This is a genomic window from Paracoccus sp. DMF, assembly GCF_004407025.1.
GTDB classification, from domain to species: Bacteria; Pseudomonadota; Alphaproteobacteria; order Rhodobacterales; family Rhodobacteraceae; genus Paracoccus; species Paracoccus aminovorans_B.
Genome location: NZ_SOKV02000004.1, coordinates 59,478 through 80,675, shown reverse-complemented (window position 1 = coordinate 80,675; position 21,198 = coordinate 59,478). Strand labels below are relative to the sequence as shown.

The following is a 21,198-nucleotide window of genomic DNA, read 5'->3' as shown; positions in this document are numbered from 1 at the left end:
GGTGTCAGTTCTGGGCCGGAGCCGGGGCGGTGGTGCCGGCCGGCTCCGCCGGGGTCTCGGCCGCCGGCGGGGTCGCGGGGGCCGGCGCGGCCGGGGTTTCCGCCGGCGCTGCGGGCGCTTCCGTCGCCGGGGCCTGCGTCGCGGGCGCGGGCGGCGTCACCGGCTGGCCCGAGCCGGGCACCACGGGCTGGCCGGCGCCGGGCGGCGGCGCATAGTCGCCGATGCCGGGGATATTGGTCGCGGGCTGTTCCTGGCTCGCGCCGCCCAGGTCCAGTTGGTCGACGATCGAGCCGCTGGAGGCGTTGCGCGCCGCGATGATGGTCAGGGTCATCGAGGTGATGAGAAAGCCGATGGCAAAGATCCAGGTCGCCCGCGACAGCGCGTTCGCCGCCTGCCGGCCGGTCATGACCCCGCCGCCGCCGCCGCCCATGCCAAGGCCGCCGCCTTCGGACCGTTGCAAAAGCACCACGCCGATCAGCAGCACGGCAAGGATCAGATGCACGGTCAGGATGATGTTTTCCACCACGGGGCCTTTCATTCAGCGACGCGCCTATCTAGTCACCAAGGTCGGGATTGGCAAGCGGGGGCGGGCATGGGCGCGCTGATGATCCAGGGGACCGGCTCGAACGTCGGCAAGTCGCTTCTGGTGGCGGGGCTGTGCCGGGTGGCGCGGCGGCGCGGCATCAGCGTGGCGCCCTTCAAGCCGCAGAACATGTCGAACAACGCCGCGGTCACGGCGGATGGCGGCGAGATCGGCCGCGCCCAGGCCTTGCAGGCGCGCGCGGCGGGGCTGGAGCCCTCGGTGCACATGAACCCGGTGCTGCTGAAGCCCGAGACCGACCGCGCCGCGCAGGTGGTGGTGCAGGGCCGCGCCGTGGCCCGGGCGGCCGCCGCCGACTATGGCGCGCTGAAGGCGCAGCTGATGGGCGCGGTGCTGGACAGCTACGGCCGGCTGCGGGCCAGCCACGACCTGGTGCTGGTCGAGGGCGCGGGCTCGCCGGCCGAGGTCAACCTGCGCGCCCGCGACATCGCCAACATGGGCTTTGCCCGCGCGGCCGACGTGCCGGTGGTACTGGCCGGCGACATCGACCGCGGCGGGGTGATCGCGCAGATCGTCGGCACGCAGGCGGTGATCGACCCCGCGGATGCGGCGATAATCCGCGGCTTCATCATCAACCGCTTCCGCGGCGATCCGGCACTGTTCGACGCCGGCCGCGCCTTCATCGCGCAGCGCACCGGCTGGCCCGACCTGGGGCTGGTGCCCTGGTTCGCCGATGCCGCGCGGCTGCCGGCCGAGGATGCGGTGGACCTGCGCCGCGCCTCGGGGGCAGGGGGGCTGCATGTCGCCTGCCCGATGCTGTCGCGGATCGCGAATTTCGACGATCTCGACCCGCTCGCGGCCGAGCCCGAGGTGCGGCTGACCATGGTGGCGCCGGGCCGGCCACTGCCCGGCGATGCGGATCTGGTGATCCTGCCCGGCTCGAAATCGACGCGGGGCGACCTGGCCTTTCTGCGCGAACAGGGCTGGGACGTGGACCTTGCGGCGCATGTCCGGCGCGGCGGCCATGTGTTGGGGATCTGCGGCGGCTACCAGATGCTCGGGCAATGGATCCACGACCCCGAGGGCCATGACGGCGCGCCCGGCAGCACGCACGGGCTGGGGCTCTTGCAGGTCGAGACCCGCATGGCGCCCGACAAGCGCCTGACCCGGGTCCAAGGCCACGCGCTCGGCCAGCCCATCACGGGATACGAAATCCACATGGGCCGCAGCGCGGGCCCGGACTGCGCCCGGCCCTTCGCGCATATCCCGCAGCCCGATGGCGCCACCAGCCCGGACGGCCGCATCGCCGGCACCTATCTGCACGGGCTCTTTGCCGAGGACGGCTTCCGCGCCGCCTGGCTCGGCCGTTTCGGCCGGCAATCGGCGCTGGACTACGGCGCGGGCGTCGAGGCGGTGCTCGACCGCCTCGCCGACCACCTGGAAACCCATCTCGCCATCGACCGGTTGCTGGCGCTGGCGCGCTAGAGCAGCGCGGCCAGGATCCGCTCGGCCTCGGCCGTGCAAGGGGTCAGCCGGGCGCGATCCTCGCCGGGAAAGAAGCGGGCGCGCAGCGCGGTGGGCATGGGCGCGGGCTCGGCGATGATTACGCGGGGACCGATGCTCTCGTTCTCGGCCTGCCAGCTTTTCGCCAGCGCGATCTGCGCCGCCTTGCTGGCGCCATAGCTGCCGAAGAACTTCTGCCCGGCCCGCGGATCGTCGAAGAACACTGCGCTGCCCTTGCGGGCCCGCAGCAGGGGCTCGAAAAGCTGGATCAGCCCGCGCGTCGCGACGATATTCAGGTCGACCGATTTCTGGAAATCCTTGGCGTCGATATGCCCGGCCGGCGACAGCGGCGCGGCATGGATCGCGCAATGCGCCCACAGGTCCAGCCCGCCCCAGCGGCCCAGAACGGCCTGGGCCATCTGCACCATCGGTTCGGGCTGGCCCACGTCCATCGGCGCCAGCGTGGCGGCGCCGCCGGCCCTGCGGATGCGGTCGTCCAGCTCTTCCAGCGCGCCCACGGTGCGGGCCACGGCCAGCACATGCCAGCCGCGCCCGGCCAGGCTTTCCGCCAATGCGGCCCCCAGGCCGCGCGAAGCGCCGGTGACCAGCGCGATCTTGTCATGCTCGCTCATGGCCGGTGATGTCGCATCGCCGCCGTCCGCGCGCAAGCCCCCGCCGTGTCGCAGGTGCCTCTCTTCTCTTTTGTGGAAAAATATCCCGGGGTGAGCCCCGCAGGGGCGAGGGGCAGAGCCCCTTTCTTCCCACGAAAAACGGCCCCGGATCGCTCCGGGGCCGGTCGATGATCGCGGTGGCGGCTTCAGCGCGCGTCGAGCGGCTTGTAGTCGCGGCGGGGCGAGCCGATGTAGAGCTGGCGCGGCCGGCCGATCTTGTTCTGCGGATCGGCGATCATCTCCTTCCACTGCGAGATCCAGCCGACGGTGCGCGACAGCGCGAAGATCGGCGTGAACATCGAGGTCGGGAAGCCCATGGCTTCCAGGATGATGCCGGAATAGAAGTCCACGTTCGGATAGAGCTTCTTCGAGACGAAATACTCGTCCTCCAGCGCGATCCGCTCCAGCTCCTTGGCGACCTGCAGCGTCGGGTTGTTGTGCACGCCCAGAAGGTCCAGCACCTCGTCGGCCGATTCCTTCATCACCTTGGCGCGCGGGTCGAAGTTCTTGTAGACCCGGTGGCCGAAGCCCATCAGCCGGAACGGATCGTCCTTGTCCTTGGCGCGGGCGATGAATTCCGGGATGCGGTCGACCGAGCCGATCTCGCGCAACATCTCCAGGCAGGCCTGGTTGGCGCCGCCATGCGCCGGGCCCCAGAGGCAGGCGATGCCGGCCGCGATGCAGGCAAAGGGATTCGCGCCCGAGGAACCCGCCAGCCGCACGGTCGAGGTCGAGGCGTTCTGCTCGTGATCCGCATGCAGGGTGAAGATGCGGTCCATGGCGCGCGACAGCGCCGGGTCGACATGATAGGTCTCGGCCGGGACCGAGAAGCACATATTCAGGAAATTGCTGGCATAATCCAGCTCGTTCCGCGGATAGACGAAGGGCTGGCCCAGCGAATACTTGTAGGCCATGGCGGCGATGGTCGGCACCTTGGCGATCAGCCGGATCGAGGCGATCTCGCGCTGCATCGGGTCATTGATGTCGATCGAGTCGTGATAGAAGGCCGACATGGCGCCGACCACGCCCACCATGGTCGCCATCGGGTGGCTGTCGCGACGGAAGCCGCGGAAGAAATAGTGCATCTGTTCATGCACCATGGTGTGGCGGGTGATGCGGTTCTCGAAATCCGTCAGCTGTTCCTTGTTCGGCAGCTCGCCGTAAAGCAGCAGGTAGCAGACTTCCAGGTAATGCGACTGCGCCGCCAGCTGCTCGATCGGATAGCCGCGATACCACAGCTCGCCCTTGTCGCCATCGATATAGGTGATGGTCGAATCGCAGGACGCGGTGGACGTGAAGCCCGGGTCATAGGTAAAGACATCCGCCTGGCCATAGAGCTTGCGGATGTCGAGGACATCCGGCCCGGCCGTGGGCGAGAGGATCGGAAGCTCGAGCTCCTTTCCTTCGACGAGCAGCTTTGCGGATTTGCTTTCTGCCATTCCCTGTTCCTTTCACCTGTCTCCGGCAAGCCGCCGGGTGATGGGCGACGGGCCTCAGCCCGCCTGATCCTGCAGCCGGGCCAGCGTCTCGTCGCGGCCCAGTGCCATCATCATGTCGAACACGCTGGGGGTCGAACTGCGGCCGGCGAGCGCGGCGCGAAGCGGCGCCGCGACCTTGCCCAGTCCCAGTCCGTGCGACTCGCCAACCGACTTGGCGATCGCCTCGAGTTCGTTGCGCTCCCAGCTAGCATGCTGCATTGCGGCAGTCAATTCGCCCAGTATACCACGGGATACAGAATCCAGCGCGGCCGCGGCCTTGTCCTCGAGGGCGAGCGGACGCGAGACCAGCGCGAAATGGCCCTGTTCCAGCAGCGCCGGCAGGGTTTTCGCCTTGGCCTGCAAGGCGGGCAGCGCCGCCGCCAACCGCGCCGCCTGGGTGGCGTCCAGCGCCGGCTCGGCTCGCGCGGCGCGGAAACCGGCGATCTCGGCCATCAGCGCCTCGGGGTCCATGCGGGCGATGTGCCAGCCGCTGACATGTTCGAGCTTCTTGAAGTCGAGCCGCGCCGGCGCCTTGCCGATTCCATTCAGGTCGAACCAGTCGCGGGCCTGGGCATCGTCGAAAAGCTCGTCGTCGCCATGGCTCCAGCCCAGCCGGGCCAGATAGTTGCGCATCGCCGCGGCCGGATAGCCCATGGCGGCGAATTCGTGCAGCCCGACGGCGCCATGGCGCTTGGACAGTTTCTTGCCGTCCTCGCCATGGATCAGCGGGATATGGGCAAAGACGGGCAAGTCCCAGCCCATGGCCTGATAGATCTGGATCTGCCGCGCGGCATTGGTCAGGTGGTCGTCGCCGCGGATGACATGGGTCACGCCCATGTCGTGGTCGTCCACCACCACCGCATGCATATAGGTGGGCGTCCCGTCCGAGCGCAGCAGCACCATGTCGTCGAGCTGCGCATTGCCGAAGGTCACGTCGCCCTGCACCGCGTCATGCACCACGGTCTCGCCGTCGCGCGGGGCCTTCAGGCGGATGACATGCGGCGCGTCGGGATGGGTCGCGGGATCGGCATCGCGCCAGGGCGACAGGAACAGGGTCGAGCGGCCCTCGGCCTTGGCCTTGTCGCGGAAGGCCTCGATCTCCTCGGCGGTCGAGAAGCATTTGTAGGCGGTGCCGTTCGTCAGCATCTCGCGGGCGACCTCGGCATGGCGCTCGCGGCCGGCGAACTGGCTGACCGGCTCGCCGTCCCAGTCGAGGCCCAGCCAACGCAGCCCTTGCAGGATCGCCTCGGTCGCCTCGGGGGTCGAGCGGGCGCGGTCGGTGTCCTCGATGCGCAGCAGGAACCTGCCGCCCCGGCCGCGGGCATAGAGCCAGTTGAAAAGCGCGGTGCGCGCGCCGCCGATATGCAGATAGCCGGTGGGCGAGGGGGCAAAGCGGGTCACGACGGGGCGGGAATCGGTCATCGGGTCAGGTTCGGTCCAGAAATCGGGGTTTCGCGCGCTGCCGTTAACCCTTTTGAAAGAGTCGGCATGCCAATCTTGGCGCAGTGATAAGCAACTGGCGTGACAAGGACAAGTTTCGGCGATGGAATCGGTGAATGCGCGCCCTGGCGGGGGTCTGCTGGCGCCGGCCCGGCCACGGGCGGCGCCAGCCGTCCCGCGCCGCGCCCCGGTGGCGATCCGGGCGGGCATGCTGCCCTGGGTGCCGTACTGGCTGACCCTCGGCATCGGCGGCTGGTTCCTGCTGCGCGATGAGCCCGGGCGCGCGTTCTATGCCGCGCTGGCGCTTTGCGCCTGCCTGGGCCTGCTTGGCCCGGCGCTGATACTGCGGCTGGCCGAACGCGGGCGCTGCGACTGGCTCTGGGCCGATCGCAGCCGGCTCGCGGGACTCGCGCTGCTGCTGATGGCGCTTGGCGCCGGGCTCAGCGGCTTTCGCGCGCATCTGGTCGCGGCGCCGGTGCTGGGCTTTCGCTATTACGGCCCGGTCGAAGGGCGGGTGATCGGCATCGACCGGTCGTCGAGCGACCGGATGCGGCTTCTGCTCGACCAGGTGAGCCTGCGCGACGTGCCGCCGGGCCGGGTGCCGCAGCGGGTGCGCGTCTCGCTGATGAGTGCCCAGGACCTGCCGGTGCCGGGACAGCGGGTGATGATGACGGCGCATCTGGGCCCGCCCGGCGGGGCGTCGGAACCGGGCGGCTTCGATTTCCGCCGCATGGCTTGGTTCGAGCGGCTGGGCGCCATCGGCTATGCCCGCACCCCGGTCCTGACCGTCGCCATGCCCCGCGACGATGGCGCGCTGGCGCTGCACCGGCTGCGCATGTCGCTGGCCGAGACCATGCGCAACCGCATCGGCGGGCAAGAGGGCGCGGTCTCGGCGGCGCTGGTCACCGGCGACCGCTCGGGCATTTCCGAGCAGACGAACGAGATCATGCGCGCCTCGAACCTCTATCACATCATCTCGATCTCGGGCCTGCACATGAGCATGCTGGCCGGGTTCGTCTATGCCGCCCTGCGCATCGCCGGGGCGGCGGCGCAGGGGCTGGCCGGCGCGCGCAGCATCGCCGTCCACAAGCTGGCGGCCGCCGGCGCGCTGGCGGTCGCGGCGCTCTATCTCTGGCTCTCGGGGGGCGGGGTCGCGACCGAGCGGTCCTTCGTCATGGTGGCGGTCATGCTTGTCGCGATCATCGTCGACCGCAGGGCGGTGTCCCTGCGCACCGTGGCGGTCGCGGCCGTGCTGGTGCTGATCCTCGCGCCCGAGGCGCTGACCGAGCCCGGCTTCCAGATGAGCTTTGCCGCCACCGTGGCGCTGATCCTGGTACAGGAGCCCTGGCTGAAGCTGGCGCCCGCTCTGCCCTGGTGGGCGCGTCCGGTGGTCATGCTGGTACTGTCCTCGGCCGTGGCGGGGCTGGCCACTTCGCCCATTGCCGCGATCCATTTCGGGCGGATGACACAATACGGCATGCTGGCGAACCTGCTGGTGGTGCCGGTGGTGGGCATGCTGGTCATGCCGGGCGCGGTCTTTGCCGCGGTGCTGGCGCCGCTGGGTCTGGCGCAGCCGGCGCTGTGGCTCATGGGACTGGGCACCAAATGGATGCTCTGGGTCGCGGCCTGGGTCGCGGGGCTCGACGGCGCGGTCACGCTGGTGCCCGCGCCGCCGCCCGCCGTGCTGCCGCTGCTGGGCCTGGGCGCGGCGCTGCTGTTTCTCGGCCCGCTGACCGAGGCGGGGCGTCTCTTGCTGCTGCGCCGCATCCTCGGCGCGGGCCTTCTCGCCGCCTCGGCGCTGATCTGGTTCTGGTCCGAGCGTCCGCTGGTTCTGGTCTCGGCCGAGGGCGATGCCGTCGCCGTCATGACCCAGGCCGGGCGCGTGCCCTCGAAATCCCGGGGCGGCGGTTTCGCGATCCAGAACTGGCTCGAGGCAGACGGCGACCCCGCCGACCAGCGCACGGCGGCGGCGCGCGCCTTGTGGACGGGTCCGAACCCGGACCGCCAGGCCATCCTGGGGGCCGGCGACGGGTCGTTGCGGCTGCGCCACCTGACCGGCAAGGCCGCCGAGGCGCTGGATCGGCTCGACTGCCAGGGCCCGACCATCGTCGTCGCGGATCGCAAGCTGACGGCGACGGTCGATCCCGACTGCCTCGTCCTGGATGCCGCGCGCCTGCGCAGAACCGGGGCGGTGGCGATCGGCATCAGACAAGGCCAACCTTGGCTGAGACCGGCACAGGGCCCGGGTCCGGGCCGGATCTGGCAATGACCCCAGGCGAGAAACAGGAGCCGCGCGCGCCATGCATGGTCTGGTGAACAGGTCGATCGAGGGCTTCCTGCGCGCCTCCTATGGCGCCGAGGTCTGGGATGCCGTCGCCCGCGCCGCCGGCGTCGATCCCGAGGGGTTCCTGACCTGGACCCCCACCGCCGACGAGGTGACGACCGCCATGCTGCGGGCCACCGCGATGCAGCTGCGGAAATCGGTCGGCGAATGCCTCGAGGACATCGGCGCCTGGCTGACCCGGCAGGAAGAGATCCGCCGCCTGCTGCGCTTCAGCGGCTCGGACTATCCCGAGTTCCTGGAATCGCTGCACGAGCTTCCCGGCCGCATCGCGCTGGTCATCCCCGACCTGGCGATCCCCGAGCTGACGGTCATCTGCGAAAGCGAGGGCAGCTATGTCATCCATCCCGCCTGGCATTGGCCGGGCTTCCTGCGCGTCACCGCCGGCGTCATCCGCGGCATGGCCGACGATTACGGCGCCCTGGCGCTGATCTCGGTGCAGGCGGGCCGCATCTCCGTCACCGTGGCGCTGACCGATTTTGCCGCGCAGCGTCGCTTCAGCCTTGCCCCCGATGCCCAGGATTCCGCCGATGCGCGTCGACGCCCGTGATCTTTTCGAATTGATGCCGATGCATCTCTGCCTGGACGGCTCGGGCGGGATCGTCTCTTGCGGACGCACCATGGCCCGGCTCCTGCACGGCGAGGGGCGCATCGACCAGGCTTTCATCCACATCGGCCGCGACGGTCAGGAGACGACGCTGGCGGACATGCTGGCGCGGATCTCGTCCGGCAAGCGGGTGTTCCTGAACCTGCGCTTGCATCACGACATCTATCTGCGCGGCCATGGCGTGCGGACCTCCGGCGGGCTGGTGCTGCTGAACCTCGGCTTCGGGGCCTCGCTCTATCCGGCGATCCGGGCCTTCGACCTGACGGATTCGGATTTCGCGCCCTCGGACCTGGCGATCGAGTTCCTGTTCCTGCACGAGGCGAACAAGGCGGCACTGGCCGAATTGTCGCGGGTCAACAAGAGCCTGAAGACCGCGCGCGAGCATGCGCAGATCATGTCCGTGACCGATCCGCTGACGGGCGTGCTGAACCGCCGGGGCTTCGACATCGCCTTCCAGAGGGCCATGGAGCAGCGCGAGCACATGCCCTTTGCCCTGGTCCACCTGGATCTGGACCATTTCAAGCAGGTGAACGACCGCTTCGGCCATGCGGCCGGCGACCGGCTGCTGCAGCTGGCGGCCGAGGCCATCCGCTCGGAGCTGCGCGCCAGCGACAAGGTCTGCCGCGCCGGCGGGGACGAGTTTCTGGTGCTGATGTTCTCGACCACCCGGCCGGAGGCGCTCCAGAAAGCCTGCGGCCGGATCATCTCTCGCCTCGAAACCCTCGAGGGTGCCGATCACGATCAGCGGATCTCGGCCAGCATCGGCATCGCGGTCTGCCCGCCGGACCCCGCGATCAGGGACGCCGACCTGTTCGAACGCGCGGACAATGCGCTTTATCGGGCCAAGGCTTCGGGTCGGGGGCGCGTGGTCATATGGCAGGCAATGACGTAATTCAGGGTGTTCAGAGGCAAAGGGTGGGACATGCTGGGCGGATACCGCATCGCTGCGCGTCGAGTCGCGAGCCGGCGTGGAGGTGTATTCATTTGTTCTTCATATGCTTTCCGAAACCAGTCGGCATGTAGCCGCTGTCCGTCATTCCGCCCCGGGGCAGGCTGTCCCGACAGGACCACCGCGCCGGTGTAGCCGCTGACCTGGCCCGCCGTCATGAAGAACTGCAGTGGGCGGCCCTTGCCGGTCCGTCCGGGGTTGCTCGGCCTCTGGTCCTTCTTCGTCATGATCTGCCCCGAGCATCGGCGTCCGCTGGTCACGCTCTGGACGATGCAGGACAGCTGGAAGGCAGGATGGTAGCGATGCTGGCCTTCTGATCGAAGCCGCGCATGGTCGCTGGGATCTGCTGCCGGCCCAGCGGTAGATTGATGATCTTCTGATCGGCGCGCCGCCTGTCCATGTCGCGATGCATGACTGGTGCAGCCTGGCGGAGGCCGTATCAAGGCTGCAGCTGACGGTTCCTGAGGCGATCGAATGAATCCGGGACCATCGTTTGCCTCGGGCGGGGAAATATCTGGAACGCTCTGGATTTGCTTCGGTTCTGGCCAATCTGGCCATGTCGGACAGGAGGCGATGCGATCTCCCCGGCTGTTTTCGCCAAGGGTTACGCATTGCCGAACTGGCGACGTTCATCCGGCGGATGGGCTTGCCCTTCCGCCAGATCCGGGGGCCGCGTGGCGGCGATCAGGTGCGGTTGACGGCGACCGACCGGCAGGAATTTCACGACCGCTTCATCAGTGTTCGCAGCTTGGGGGTCAAGACGCGGCTGGATCGGGACAGCCTCCGGCGGTGGTTGATGCGCGCGGGATCGTCCCGGCGGGCGGCAGAGCGCGCATCCACGATCGCAGCGAAGTAGCCCATCTGCTGGCGTAAACCGCCGCGCCCGGGAAATTCGGCTTGGCGGTCCTGCGCACGCTATTGCTTTCGTTTGCGCAGGCTTCCCCTTTTTGGCAACGCCAAGAAGAGGAAAAGCATGCGCAAAAGGCGTTTGAGCCCCGATTTGCCGAATCGAAAAACTATCTCGATTCAAGCCTTTCTCCTGCGCATCGTTCGCAGATGAAAGCAAAAGGGTGCGCAAGAAACCAAAAGCGGGCGCAGACTTAACTACACGATCTGTATGCAAGAAAGTGCGACGCCTCGCGCAGATAGTGCCCTGCGGGTATGGATTATTGAGAGGTGACGAAAAAAGCCCGAAATGCACAGTGCAGATCCCGGCTACCGGGTATCATTTTCGATGGTCCCGCAGCCCAAGTTCGGCCAACATCCAGCGGAAATCATATTCGGCAATCGGGGACTCGCCATTCGCGGCGCTGCGGTTCTCCAGCATCTTTAGCCAGTCGATCACCTTCTCGCGGCCATCTGCCGTGCGCGCCGCCTGCCGCGGCGACTTGCCGCCCAGTGCCGGAACGGGCGCGTCCAGCACTTCACGGTAGTGCTTGTCCAGATGGTCGCGCATCAGCTGGCGCGCAATGTCGGGCGGGATTTCATCAGCGCCTTCGCGCGGCCCGTCGCTCCATTGGTCGACCCGCATCTGATCCACTGTCCGGATCGTGGTCAGCGGCGATTTCACTAGATCACCAGCCGTCGCGCTGATCAACGCCTCGACCTTGGCCGCACGCGCGGCCGAATTGACGGTCACGAGCAGCGTCTTCCCCTTCAGTTCCAGAGAGCCCAGGACGGTTGTCGCAACAAGCCGTGGCGCGGCTGATGCAGGTGCCAGAAGTCGACGTTCTGGCCGCGACCGCGGGCAATGGGCGCTGCCCGTCGGAATGGACGCTGATCGACACCGCCGAAGCGAGAACGGTGTTCCCGCGAGGTCTGGTCGAACCTGAATTCCGAAAGGCCCTGTCGCTTCTGCCGCACCAATTTGCACAGGTGCGGGATGCGGGGCTGTTTCAGACCACCGCAGGTGGCTTTTTGAGCGCATGGGCTGCGCAGGATCTCATCGACGAATTGCTGCTTGGCGCCGAGCCGATCTACGTCGCGATGCATGATTGGTGCAGCCTGAGCGAAGCGTCTGACAGATTGCAGAGGACCTTTCCCGAAATCATCGAAGACATCCGTTCGGGGCGCTTGGCGCGGGCCGGTAAATATCTGCAGCGGTCGGGCTTTGCCTCTGTTCTGGTGAATCTCGGGCATGTCGGAGAGGAGGGCGAGGCGATTTCGATGGATGCCTTTGCCCATTCGCAAGGGCTGCGGCCCAGCGACCTGATGACATTCGCTCGCCGGAACGGACTGTCATATCAGCAGGTGCGCGGGCCTCGGGGCGGAGCGCAACTGCGGATGAGTGCGGCCAACCGTGAGGCATCCCACGATCGGTTCATCAGTTTTCGCACTCTTGGCGTCGTGGCCCATCTGGGGTGGAGCGATCTTCACGTGCGGCTTGATGCCGACAGGATACAGCCGGCGGGCGGCAGCGCGAGGATCTATTCCCGCGCTGAGAGAGCCATCTGCTCCCCTAAATCCACGCGCGCAGATTTCGCTTGACGCCCTTGCGCACGCTATTGCTTTCGTTTGCGCAGGCTTCCCCTTTTTTTGGCACAACTACCCCCGCGCGGGCGGCAGCATCGGCTGTCCGGCGACATAGGTCTGCGCCACGCTGCGGTCGTCGCCCATGATCTGCAGGATAAACAGCTCCTCGGCCAGCGTGCTGGCGCGCTCCATGCGCAGTGCCATCGCGGGCGTCGCGCGGCTGTCGAGCACCACCAGGTCGGCCATGGAGCCGGGGGCCAGGGTGCCGATCTCGTCCTCCATCCCCAGCACGCGAGCATTGCCGCGCGTCGCCCAGTGGAAGGCGGCGAAGGGGTGCAGCTTCTGGCCGCGCAGCTGCAGGATCTTGTAGCCCTCGTTCAGGGTTTGCAGCATGGAATAGCTGGTGCCGCCGCCGATATCGGTGGCGATGCCCGAGGAAATGCCGCGCGCCCGCAGGCCGCCTTCGTCGAAGAGGCCCGAGCCCAGGAACAGGTTCGAGGTCGGGCAGAACACCGGATGGCTGCCGGTCTCGGCCATGCGGGCGATCTCGCGTTCCTCGAGATGGATCGAGTGGCCGAGCAGGATCTTGTCGCCGAGCAGGCCGTAGCTTTCGTAGATATCCAGGTAATCGCGCGCCTGGGGGTAGAGGCTGAGCGTGAAGGCGATCTCGTCCTTGTTCTCGCTCAGATGGGTCTGGATGTGGCAGTCGGGATGCTCGCGCGCGAGCTGGCCGGTCATCGCCATCTGCTCGGGCGTCGAGGTGATGGCGAAGCGCGGGGTGATGGCATAGCGCTGGCGGCCGGTGCCGTGCCATTTGGCGATCAGCGCCTTGCTGTCGTCATAGCCCTGCTGGGGCGTGTCCAGGACGCCTTCGGGGGCGTTGCGGTCCATCATCACCTTGCCGGCGATCATCGCCATGTTCCGCCGGTCCGCGGCGGAAAACAGCGCCTCGGCCGATTGCGGATGCACCGAGCAGAAGGCGACCGCGCTGGTGGTGCCATGCGCCAGCAGCAGGTTCAGGAAATGCTCGGCCATTTGCGGGGCATGGCCCTGCTGGGCGAAGCGGCTTTCCTCGGGGAAGGTATAGGTGTTGAGCCAGTCGAGCAGCTGGGCGCCCCAGCTCGCCACCACCTGCACCTGCGGGAAATGGATATGGGTGTCGATGAAGCCGGGCAGGATCAGATGCGGCCGGTGGTCGATTTCCGGCAGGGCCGGGTCGCGCAGATCGGCATAGTCGCCCACGGCCTCGATCCGGCCGTCGCGGATGACGATGGCGCCGTCCTCGTGATAGGTGAAGGCGTTTTCGGTTTCCACGGGGTCGGCGTGGAAGGAGAGCGTGCGCCCCCGGATCAGCTGTCGCATGAGTATTTTTCAAACGGTGAAACGGTTTCGGTCAGCCGGCCGATCAGCTCGGCGGCGGTGAAGGCGGCGATGATCTCGGGGCGCTTGTCCCTGGACCAGCCGGCGCCGATCGGGCAGGTCAGCCGGTCGGTGTCGAGTCCCTGGGCGCGGGCGAAGCGGCGGAACTGCGCCAGTTTCGTCTTGCTGCCGATCATGCCGATATAGGGCGCGTCCATGCGGCGCAGCGCCTCGGCGGCAAGCAGGAAGTCCAGCGCGTGGTCATGCGTCAGGATCACGAAGCTGCTGCCGAAGGGGGCCTTGCGGATCTCGGCCTCGGGCAGGGGGGTCAGGCGGGTTTCGCCGCTGGCCTGGGCCAGTTCCTGGGCGCGCTGGTCGATCAGGATCGGGCGCAGGGGCAAGAGCGCCAGCGCCCTGGACAGTGCGCGGCCGACATGGCCTGCGCCGAAGATCAGCACCTGCGGATGCTCGGGGCCGGCCGGGGCCTCGGCGATGCGGGTCAGGTCGAGCTCGACCCGGCCGCCGCAGCATTGGCCGATCTCGGGGCCCAGCGGGACGTCCATGCGGGCCGCGGCCTCGTCGCGCGCCAGCATCTGCCGGGCGCGGTCGATGGCCATGTATTCCAGCTGGCCGCCGCCGATGGTGCCCTGCACGCCCTGGGCGGTGACGAACATCGCCGCCCCCGTCTCGCGCGGGCTGGAGCCGCGCGTGCGGGTGATCCGGACCCGGATCATCTGAGCCTCTCGATGGCCATCAGCACGCGCTCGGGCGTGGCCGGGGCGTCGATGCGCGGGTTCTCACGATAGCCGTTGAAGCTGGCCACGGCCATGTTCAGGGCCTGGAACACGCTGATCGGCAGCATGAAGGGCGGCTCGCCCACGGCTTTCGAGCGCTTGATGGTGTTCTCGCGGTTCACCGACCAGTCGGCCAGGGCGACGTTGAACACCTTGGGCCGGTCGGACGCGAGGGGGATCTTGTAGGTCGAAGGCGCATGGGTGCGCAGCCGGCCCTTCTGGTCCCACCAGAGCTCTTCGGAGGTGAGCCAGCCCATGCCCTGGATGAAGGCACCCTCGACCTGGCCCTTGTCCAGCGCCGGGTTCAGGCTGCGGCCGACGTCATGGAGCACATCGGCGCGTTCGACCACATATTCGCCGGTCAGCGTATCGACCGAGACCTCGGCGCAGGCCGCGCCATAGGCGTAGTAATAGAACGGCCGGCCGCGCCCGGTGTCGCGGTTCCAGTGGATCTTGGGCGTCTTGTAGAAGCCCGCCGCCGACAGCTGCACCCGCGCGATATAGGCGGTGTTGATGAAATCCTGGAACGGGATCTCCTCGTCGCCGATGCGCACCGTCTCGCCGATGGTGACGAACTCGGGGTCGACCTGTTTCGCCTCGGCGGCAAAGGCCTTGAGCCGCGCCAGCAGCTGCTCGCAGGCATTGAGCGCCGCCATGCCGTTCAGGTCCGAGCCCGAGGAGGCCGCGGTGGCCGAGGTGTTCGGCACCTTTTCGGTCGTGGTCTTGGTGATCTTGATGCGGTCGATGCTGACGCCCAGGGCCTCGGCCACGACCTGCGCCACCTTGGTGTTCAGCCCCTGGCCCATCTCGGTGCCGCCATGGTTCAGGTGGATCGAGCCGTCCGAATAGATGTGGACCAGCGCGCCGGCCTGGTTGAACCAGGTCGCGGTGAAGCTGATGCCGAACTTGACCGGCGTCAGGGCGATGCCCTTGCGGATCGTGCCGCCGCGGGCGTTCCAGTCCAGCACGGCCCGGCGGCGGGCATGGTAGTCCGACGAGGCCTCGAGTTCCTCGAAGATGCGCGGCAGGATCTGGTCCTCGACCTCCTGGTGATAGGGGGTCAGCTGGCCGTTCTGATAGAGGTTCGCCTTGCGGATCTCCAGCGGATCGCGGCCGAGCGCATAGGCGATATCCTCGACGATGCGCTCGGCCATGATGACGCCCTGCGGGCCGCCGAAGCCGCGGAAGGCGGTGTTCGAGACGGTGTTGGTCTTCATCGGATGGCTGCGCAGCTCGACCGCCGGGTAGTAATAGGCGTTGTCGGCGTGGAACAGCGCGCGGTCGGTCACCGGACCGGAGAGATCGGCCGAAAAGCCGCAGCGGGCATAGAAATCGGCGTCGACCGCATGGATCTTGCCGGTCTCGTCATAGCCGCAGCGATAGTCGATGACGAAATCGTGGCGCTTGCCGGTGATCTGGAAGTCGTCGTCGCGGTCGGGGCGGATCTTGACCGCGCGCTTGAGCTTCTTCGCGGCCAGCGCGGCGGTGACGCAGAAGATGTTCATCTGCGATTCCTTGCCGCCGAAGCCGCCGCCCATGCGGCGCACGTTCACCACCACCGCGTTCGAGGGCACGTCGAGCACATGGGCGACCATGTGCTGCACCTCGCTGGGGTGCTGGGTCGAGGTGTTGACGATGACCTCGTCGTCCTCGCCCGGGATGGCGAAGGCGATCTGGCTTTCCAGGTAGAAATGTTCCTGGCCGCCGACGGTCAGCCGGCCTTCCAGCCGGCGCGGCGCCGTGTCCATTTCCGCCATGTCGCCGCGCGCCAGCCTCAAGGGCTTGGTGACATAGCCCAGGCCGGCATCGCGGGCGGCGATGGCGTCCAGCGAAAACGGCAGCTCCTCGTATTCGACGCGGGCCAGCTTGCAGGCGCGCCGGGCCAGGTCGCGGGTCTCGGCGATTACGGCAAAGATCGGCTGGCCCAGGAACTGCACCTCGGGCGTGGCAAAGACCGGGTCGTCGTGCAGCCCGTTCGGGCTGATGTCGTTGACGCCGGGAATGTCCTCGGCCGTCAACACCAGATGCACGCCCGGCGCCTTCCTGACGGCGTCGAGGTCCATCGACACGATCCGGCCATGCGCGACCGTCGAGAGGCCCAGATAGCCGTGCAGCGTGCCCTCGGGCATCATCAGGTCGTCGGTGTAATCGGCCTGCCCGGTGACGTGCTTGATGGCGCTGTCGTGGATGATCGAGGTATGGGCTGCGCCCTTCACGATGACGTCCTGTTTCATTCGACCCTCCTCAGGCGGTGTTCTGCGCCCGACTGTTCAAGCCAGAAGCGGCGGAAGAAATTGGCGGCGAGTTGCTGGCGGTATTCGGCGCTGGCCCGCCAGTCGCTGAGCGGCTGGAAGTCGTTGGCCACGGCCTTGGCGGCGGCCTCGAAGGTCTCGGCGGTGAAGGGTTGCCCCCGCAGCGCGGCCTCGGCGCGCCGGGCGCGTTTCGGCGTCGCGGCCATGCCGCCGAATGCGACGCGGGCGTCGATGATCGTCGCGCCGTCGGTCTCGACATGGAAGGCCGCGGCCGAGGCGGTGATGTCGGCGTGATGGCGCTTGCTGACCTTGTAGGCGGCGATGCGCGCCGCCTCGCCCTTCAGGGGCACGGAGATGCTTTCGACGAATTCGCCGGGGCGGCGGTCCTGCTTGCCGTAGTCGATGAAGTAATCCTCGACGGCCAGGTCGCGGGTGCCTTCGACGCTGCGCAGGCGCAGGCTCGCGCCAAGCGCGATCAGCAGGGGCGGGGTCTCGCCGATGGGCGAGCCGTTCGCCACGTTGCCGCCGATGGTGCCGGCATTGCGAACCTGCCAGCCGCCGATGCGGCGCCAATAGTCCAGCGCCTCGGGGAAATGCGCCAGCACGAAGGGCTCGAATTCCGAATAGGTCACGCCCGCGCCCAGCGTGATATGGCCGGGGGTGATCTCGATCTTCTTCAGATCCTGCAAATGGCCGATGAAGACCGCCGGAGAGATGTCGCGCAGGAATTTCGTCACCCACAGCCCCACGTCGGTGGCGCCGGCGACGATGGTGGCCTTGGGGTTCTCGGCCAGCACCTGCGCCAGGTCGGCGGCATCGGCCGGCAGGATGGCCCGGTCCGCGCCGCGCGCGATCTCGACCCGCTCGCGCGGGATGGCCGACAGCGCCGCCGTCACCCGGTCGCGCTCGACGGTCAGGGCGTCGAAGTTCTGCCCGCCCGCCTCGGACGCCGCAAAGGCGGCTTTCACGATCGGCTCGTAGCCGGTGCAGCGGCACAGGTTGCCCTGCAGCGCCGTCTCGACCGCCAGCATGTCGGGGCGCGGGTTCTGCATCCAGAGCCCGTAAAGCGCCATGACGAAGCCCGGCGTGCAGAAGCCGCATTGGCTGCCATGATGTTCGACCATGGCCGCCTGGACCGGGTGCAGCCCGCCGCCCTGTCCGCGCAGATGCTCAATGGTCACGACATGGCAGCCGTGGCACGAGGCCAGGAAGCGGATGCAGGCATTGATCGGCTCGTAATGCAGCGTGCCGTGGTGCAGGCGGCCGACCAGGACGGTGCACGCGCCGCAGTCGCCTTCGGCGCAGCCCTCCTTGGTGCCGGTCAGGCGGCGGTTCAGCCGCAGGAAGTCCAGAAGCGTGTCCGAGGAACCGGCCTCGGTCAGGCGGATCTCGGTATCGTTCAGCAGGAAGCGCAATTCGTGGCCCATCGGTCCTCGCTCGGCATGGCTGGGTATGGGGAAAGCCTAGATGCGAATTGGACTTTGCGAAATCACGGATTGAGCATAAGACTTTCAGCGATTCCTTGAAAGAGCCGAGGTGAGCCCATGCCATATCTTGAAAGTCTGCGGGTTTTCGTGCGCGTGGTCGAACTGGGCTCGATCACGGCCGGCGGGCGTGACCTGCGCATGTCGCCGGCGGTGGCCTCGAACCGGATCAAGGACTTGGAAACCCGCTACGGGGTGCGGCTCTTGAACCGCACCACCCGCAAGCTGGTGCCGACCGAGGTCGGGCGGGCCTTCTACGACAATGCCCGCCGGGTGATCGAGACCCTGGACGAGGCCGAGGCGGTGGTCTCGGGCTTTTCCGGCAATCCGCATGGCGCCTTGCGGGTCACGGCGCCGCTGGGGCTGGGGCGGCGGCTGATCGCGCCGCTGGTGCCCAAGTTCTGCGACGAATATCCGGGCGTCGAGCTGCGCCTGCGGCTGTCGGACCGCAACGTCGACATCATCGCCGACGGCATCGACCTGGCCTTCTTCCTGGGCGAGCCGCAGGATTCGGCGCTGAAATGGCGCCGCATCGCCGAATGCCGGCGGGCGCTGGTGGCGACGCGGGCCTATCTCGAGGCGCATGGCACGCCCGAACAGCCCGACGACCTGACGCAGCACAACTGCCTGCTGCTGCGCTATCCGCGCAGCCCGGAATATTACTGGGTGCTGCAGACGCCCGAGGGGCCGCAGAAGCTGCTGGTGAACGGCAAGTTCGACGCCGACGACGGCGACGTGCTCAGCGCCTGGGCGCATGAGGGACGCGGCATCGTCAACCGGCCGCGCTACGAGGTGGCCGCGCAGCTCGCCTCGGGCGAGCTGGTCGAGGTATTGCCGCAATTTCCGCCGATTCCGTCGCAGTTCGGCGTGCTGACCCCGCACCGGCGCTTACAGGATCCGAAGGTGCGGCTGTTCGCGGATTTCATCGCGCGCGAGACGCGGGGGGTGTTCGCGTGACGCCCGGCCGTCGCTGAAATGTGAAGCGACGGCGAAACGCCGCGGGTCCAGAATGCATCACGGCCGCCGGGACTGCGTCCGATCATGGTGCGCAATCCGAAACGGCCGCCAGATGCCTTGCGGGGCAGGGAGGTCGATCATGAAACGGGTTTATGGCTGGCTGGCGGCGGGGATGGTCCTGCTGTCCTTCGGCGCGGCGCAGGCGCAGGGCGTCGCGACCGGCGACAACGGAATGACGCTTTACAGCTTCGACAAGGACGCCGGCGGGAAATCCGCCTGCTACGACGATTGCGCGGTGAAATGGCCGCCCTATCTGGCGCAGGAGGGCGAGACGAAGCCCGAGGGCTGGACCATGGTCGAGCGCACGGACGGAAGCCGGCAATGGGCGCTTAACGGCAAGCCCGCCTATTATTTCGCCGGCGACAAGAAGGCCGGCGACATGGCGGGGGATGGTGTCGGCGGCGTCTGGCACGCATTGGGCCAATAGGCCCGCCGATCAGTTCCAGGCGTAGCTTTTCGGCAACCCGCGGTACCAGTCGACGATGGCCTGGCGCTCCTCGGGTTCCATGAAGCTGACGTTCGCGGGCGGCATGGCATGGGTCACGCCGGCCTGGATGTAGATCTCGCGCGCGGCGCGGGTGATGTCGTCGGGGGTCTCCAGCAGCACGCCCTTGGGCGCGGTGTGGATCCCCTCATAGCCCGGCTCGCGGGCGTGGCACATGGCGCAGCGGCCCAGCACCGCGTTCGAGGCGTCCTCCCAGCCAGGCGAGTCGATCATCGCCTGCTGGGTCGGCGTCAGGACGCGGGCCTCGGCCTCTTCCAGCGTCTGGCGGAACATCGGCGCGGTCGAGAGCCACATGACGATGATGAACAGGATCGTGGTGATCGCCCAGGTCCACCATTTCATGCCGCCGCCGGCGTGCATGGTGTTGAAGAAGTGGCGGATGGTCACGCCCATCAGGAAGATCAGCCCGGCGATGATCCAGTTGTATTCGGTGGCGAAGGCCAGCGGATAGTGGTTCGACAGCATCAGGAACACCACCGGCAGCGTCAGGTAGTTGTTATGCGTCGAGCGCAGCTTGGCGATCTTGCCGTATTTCGGATCGGCGGGACGCCCGGCCTTGAGATCGGCGACGACGATGCGCTGGTTCGGCATGATGATGAAGAACACGTTCGCCGTCATGATCGTGGCGGTGAAGGCGCCCAGGTGCAGCATGGTGGCGCGGCCGGTGAAGACCTGGTTGTAGCCCCAGCCCATCGCCATCAGCAGCACGAACAGCAAGAGCATCAGCAGCGTCGGCGTCTCGCCCAGCTTGGATTTGCACAGGTTGGTATAGACCAGCCAGCCGATCGACAGCGACCCGGCCGAGATCAGGATCGCCTGCCAGGGCGCCAGCTCCATCTTGGCGGGATCGATCAGGAACAGCTCGGACCCGACCCAATAGGTGACCATCAGAAGCGCCGCCCCCGAGATCCAGGTCATGTAGCTTTCCCATTTGAACCAGATCAGGTGGTCGGGCATCCGCTCGGGCGCCACCAGGTATTTCTGGATATGGTAGAAGCCGCCGCCATGGACCTGCCACTCCTCGCCATGCGCGCCGGCGGGCAGCCCGGGCACTTTGCGCAGGCCAAGGTCGAGCGCGACGAAGTAAAAGGACGAGCCGATCCAGCAGATCGCGGTGACGACATGCGTCCAGCGAATGGCGAATGCGAGCCAGTCCCAGATGACGGCGAAATCGGACATGTTGGACTCCCTCTCTAGCTGTCGGAACACTAGCTTGCGCCGCGAAGTGCCGCTATTCGCCCATTTGCCCTTGCTGTCTTAACGCAGCGTTGAAAATCTTTCGGCGCCGATAGGGGGAAGCGGGCCCCCGGGCGACGGGCGGCGGGCAGGGCCCGCGGACGCGATTCAACCATAAAGATAATCGCTCAATTCACGGTGGAATTCACGCTGCGCCCCGGGCAGTTTCCCCAACGGAAATCGGTGGAAATCCGCCGGTGCGAATCCAAGCGCATCGACAGGAATATTCCGATCTGCCAGATATATACGGAATTGAGCGACCGGGTGAGGACCGTGCCCAGTCTCACCCGGTCTCGCCGTACCTGAGAAAAAGAGGAAATCGTTCAACGGCTAGGGGCAACCTGCCGTGAAATACCCCATGGGTGAACCTGCCTTTTTGGTGAGGTTTCCATGCCGGCCAGCCTGAATATGCCGGATCCCTGCGCGAATATTGAAAATCGCACCTGGTCAAATCCATTTAGAGTTGAATTTTACGAATTCAATTCTTCTCTGGAATGATAGCCCCCAGCCTTGCTAAGACCTGTGCGAATAAGATTCGTATGGGGCGCA

Annotated in this window: 19 protein-coding genes; 8 read left to right on the top strand and 11 right to left on the bottom strand. The window is 67.3% G+C overall.

Annotation, left to right across the window (positions count from 1 at the left end; all coding sequences use genetic code 11):
- Positions 1-4 precede the first annotated feature (4 nt).
- Positions 5-538 (bottom strand): preprotein translocase subunit SecG, encoded by a 534-nt coding sequence (gene secG / locus E3D03_RS03470; RefSeq protein ID WP_411969787.1) that lies wholly within the window; start codon positions 536-538, stop codon positions 5-7.
- A gap of 54 nt (positions 539-592) precedes the next feature.
- Here secG and E3D03_RS03465 point away from each other — a divergent pair, with 54 nt between their 5' ends.
- Positions 593-2,026, top strand: coding sequence for a cobyric acid synthase (locus E3D03_RS03465; RefSeq protein WP_263565831.1), 1,434 nt, complete (start codon positions 593-595; stop codon positions 2,024-2,026).
- Here the strand turns inward: E3D03_RS03465 and E3D03_RS03460 are convergent.
- From E3D03_RS03460 to gltX, 3 genes are all read right to left on the bottom strand, one after another.
- The gene (locus tag E3D03_RS03460) at positions 2,023-2,676 is read right to left on the bottom strand and encodes an SDR family NAD(P)-dependent oxidoreductase (protein WP_263565830.1); all 654 of its coding nucleotides are present in this window, start codon (positions 2,674-2,676) and stop codon (positions 2,023-2,025) included. The genes E3D03_RS03465 and E3D03_RS03460 overlap by 4 nt on opposite strands.
- Before the next feature lie 185 nt (positions 2,677-2,861).
- Positions 2,862-4,154 carry a citrate synthase gene (gltA, locus tag E3D03_RS03455; protein WP_263565829.1) on the bottom strand — a complete coding sequence of 431 codons (1,293 nt, stop codon included), beginning with the start codon at positions 4,152-4,154 and terminating at the stop codon, positions 2,862-2,864.
- A gap of 54 nt (positions 4,155-4,208) precedes the next feature.
- On the bottom strand, positions 4,209-5,615 hold the full coding sequence (gene gltX, locus E3D03_RS03450) for a glutamate--tRNA ligase (RefSeq protein WP_263565828.1): 1,407 nt from the start codon (positions 5,613-5,615) through the stop codon (positions 4,209-4,211).
- Between the two features lie 121 nt (positions 5,616-5,736).
- Between gltX and E3D03_RS03445 the strand changes: the two genes are divergently transcribed.
- Genes E3D03_RS03445 through E3D03_RS03435 form a run of 3 tightly spaced genes read left to right on the top strand, consistent with a single transcriptional unit; the run spans position 5,737 to position 9,473 of the window.
- Entirely contained in the window at positions 5,737-7,902 is a 2,166-nt protein-coding gene (locus tag E3D03_RS03445) for a ComEC/Rec2 family competence protein (protein ID WP_263565827.1), read from the top strand.
- Positions 7,903-7,945: 43 nt separating this feature from the next.
- Positions 7,946-8,524, top strand: a complete 579-nt coding sequence (locus tag E3D03_RS03440) for a heme NO-binding domain-containing protein (protein ID WP_253879818.1) — start codon at positions 7,946-7,948, stop codon at positions 8,522-8,524.
- A complete protein-coding gene (locus E3D03_RS03435; RefSeq protein WP_263565826.1) occupies positions 8,505-9,473 on the top strand; it encodes a GGDEF domain-containing protein in 969 nt (322 codons plus the stop codon). The genes E3D03_RS03440 and E3D03_RS03435 overlap by 20 nt, the downstream gene beginning before the upstream one ends.
- A 313-nt stretch (positions 9,474-9,786) precedes the next feature.
- Here the strand turns inward: E3D03_RS03435 and E3D03_RS03430 are convergent, their stop codons facing one another.
- Positions 9,787-9,942 (bottom strand): hypothetical protein, encoded by a 156-nt coding sequence (locus E3D03_RS03430; protein WP_263565825.1) that lies wholly within the window; start codon positions 9,940-9,942, stop codon positions 9,787-9,789.
- A gap of 485 nt (positions 9,943-10,427) precedes the next feature.
- Here E3D03_RS03430 and E3D03_RS03425 point away from each other — a divergent pair, with 485 nt between their 5' ends.
- Entirely contained in the window at positions 10,428-10,634 is a 207-nt protein-coding gene (locus tag E3D03_RS03425) for a hypothetical protein (protein WP_263565824.1), read from the top strand.
- A gap of 121 nt (positions 10,635-10,755) precedes the next feature.
- Here the strand turns inward: E3D03_RS03425 and E3D03_RS03420 are convergent, their stop codons facing one another.
- The gene (locus E3D03_RS03420) at positions 10,756-11,169 is read right to left on the bottom strand and encodes an antitoxin Xre/MbcA/ParS toxin-binding domain-containing protein (protein WP_263565823.1); all 414 of its coding nucleotides are present in this window, start codon (positions 11,167-11,169) and stop codon (positions 10,756-10,758) included.
- A gap of 56 nt (positions 11,170-11,225) precedes the next feature.
- Here E3D03_RS03420 and E3D03_RS03415 point away from each other — a divergent pair, with 56 nt between their 5' ends.
- On the top strand, positions 11,226-12,017 hold the full coding sequence (locus tag E3D03_RS03415; RefSeq protein ID WP_263565822.1) for a hypothetical protein: 792 nt from the start codon (positions 11,226-11,228) through the stop codon (positions 12,015-12,017).
- Positions 12,018-12,074: 57 nt separating this feature from the next.
- Here the strand turns inward: E3D03_RS03415 and guaD are convergent, their stop codons facing one another.
- Genes guaD through xdhA form a run of 4 tightly spaced genes read right to left on the bottom strand, consistent with a single transcriptional unit; the run spans position 12,075 to position 17,834 of the window.
- Positions 12,075-13,364, bottom strand: coding sequence for a guanine deaminase (gene guaD, locus E3D03_RS03410; RefSeq protein ID WP_263565821.1), 1,290 nt, complete (start codon positions 13,362-13,364; stop codon positions 12,075-12,077).
- A complete protein-coding gene (gene xdhC, locus E3D03_RS03405; protein ID WP_263565820.1) occupies positions 13,352-14,095 on the bottom strand; it encodes a xanthine dehydrogenase accessory protein XdhC in 744 nt (247 codons plus the stop codon). The genes guaD and xdhC overlap by 13 nt, the downstream gene beginning before the upstream one ends.
- Positions 14,092-16,389 (bottom strand): xanthine dehydrogenase molybdopterin binding subunit, encoded by a 2,298-nt coding sequence (gene xdhB / locus E3D03_RS03400; protein WP_263565819.1) that lies wholly within the window; start codon positions 16,387-16,389, stop codon positions 14,092-14,094. The genes xdhC and xdhB overlap by 4 nt, the downstream gene beginning before the upstream one ends.
- The gene (gene xdhA, locus E3D03_RS03395; RefSeq protein ID WP_263565818.1) at positions 16,386-17,834 is read right to left on the bottom strand and encodes a xanthine dehydrogenase small subunit; all 1,449 of its coding nucleotides are present in this window, start codon (positions 17,832-17,834) and stop codon (positions 16,386-16,388) included. The genes xdhB and xdhA overlap by 4 nt, the downstream gene beginning before the upstream one ends.
- A gap of 117 nt (positions 17,835-17,951) precedes the next feature.
- On the opposite strand from xdhA, the gene E3D03_RS03390 reads away from it, so the two are divergent.
- Both E3D03_RS03390 and E3D03_RS03385 read left to right on the top strand, forming a co-directional pair.
- Positions 17,952-18,848 (top strand): LysR family transcriptional regulator, encoded by an 897-nt coding sequence (locus E3D03_RS03390; protein WP_263565817.1) that lies wholly within the window; start codon positions 17,952-17,954, stop codon positions 18,846-18,848.
- A 139-nt stretch (positions 18,849-18,987) separates the two neighbouring features.
- Complete coding sequence (locus tag E3D03_RS03385; RefSeq protein ID WP_062560539.1) at positions 18,988-19,335, top strand: hypothetical protein; 348 nt, start codon at positions 18,988-18,990, stop codon at positions 19,333-19,335.
- A gap of 9 nt (positions 19,336-19,344) precedes the next feature.
- Here the strand turns inward: E3D03_RS03385 and E3D03_RS03380 are convergent, their stop codons facing one another.
- The gene (locus E3D03_RS03380) at positions 19,345-20,592 is read right to left on the bottom strand and encodes a urate hydroxylase PuuD (RefSeq protein ID WP_017997751.1); all 1,248 of its coding nucleotides are present in this window, start codon (positions 20,590-20,592) and stop codon (positions 19,345-19,347) included.
- Positions 20,593-21,198 lie beyond the last annotated feature (606 nt).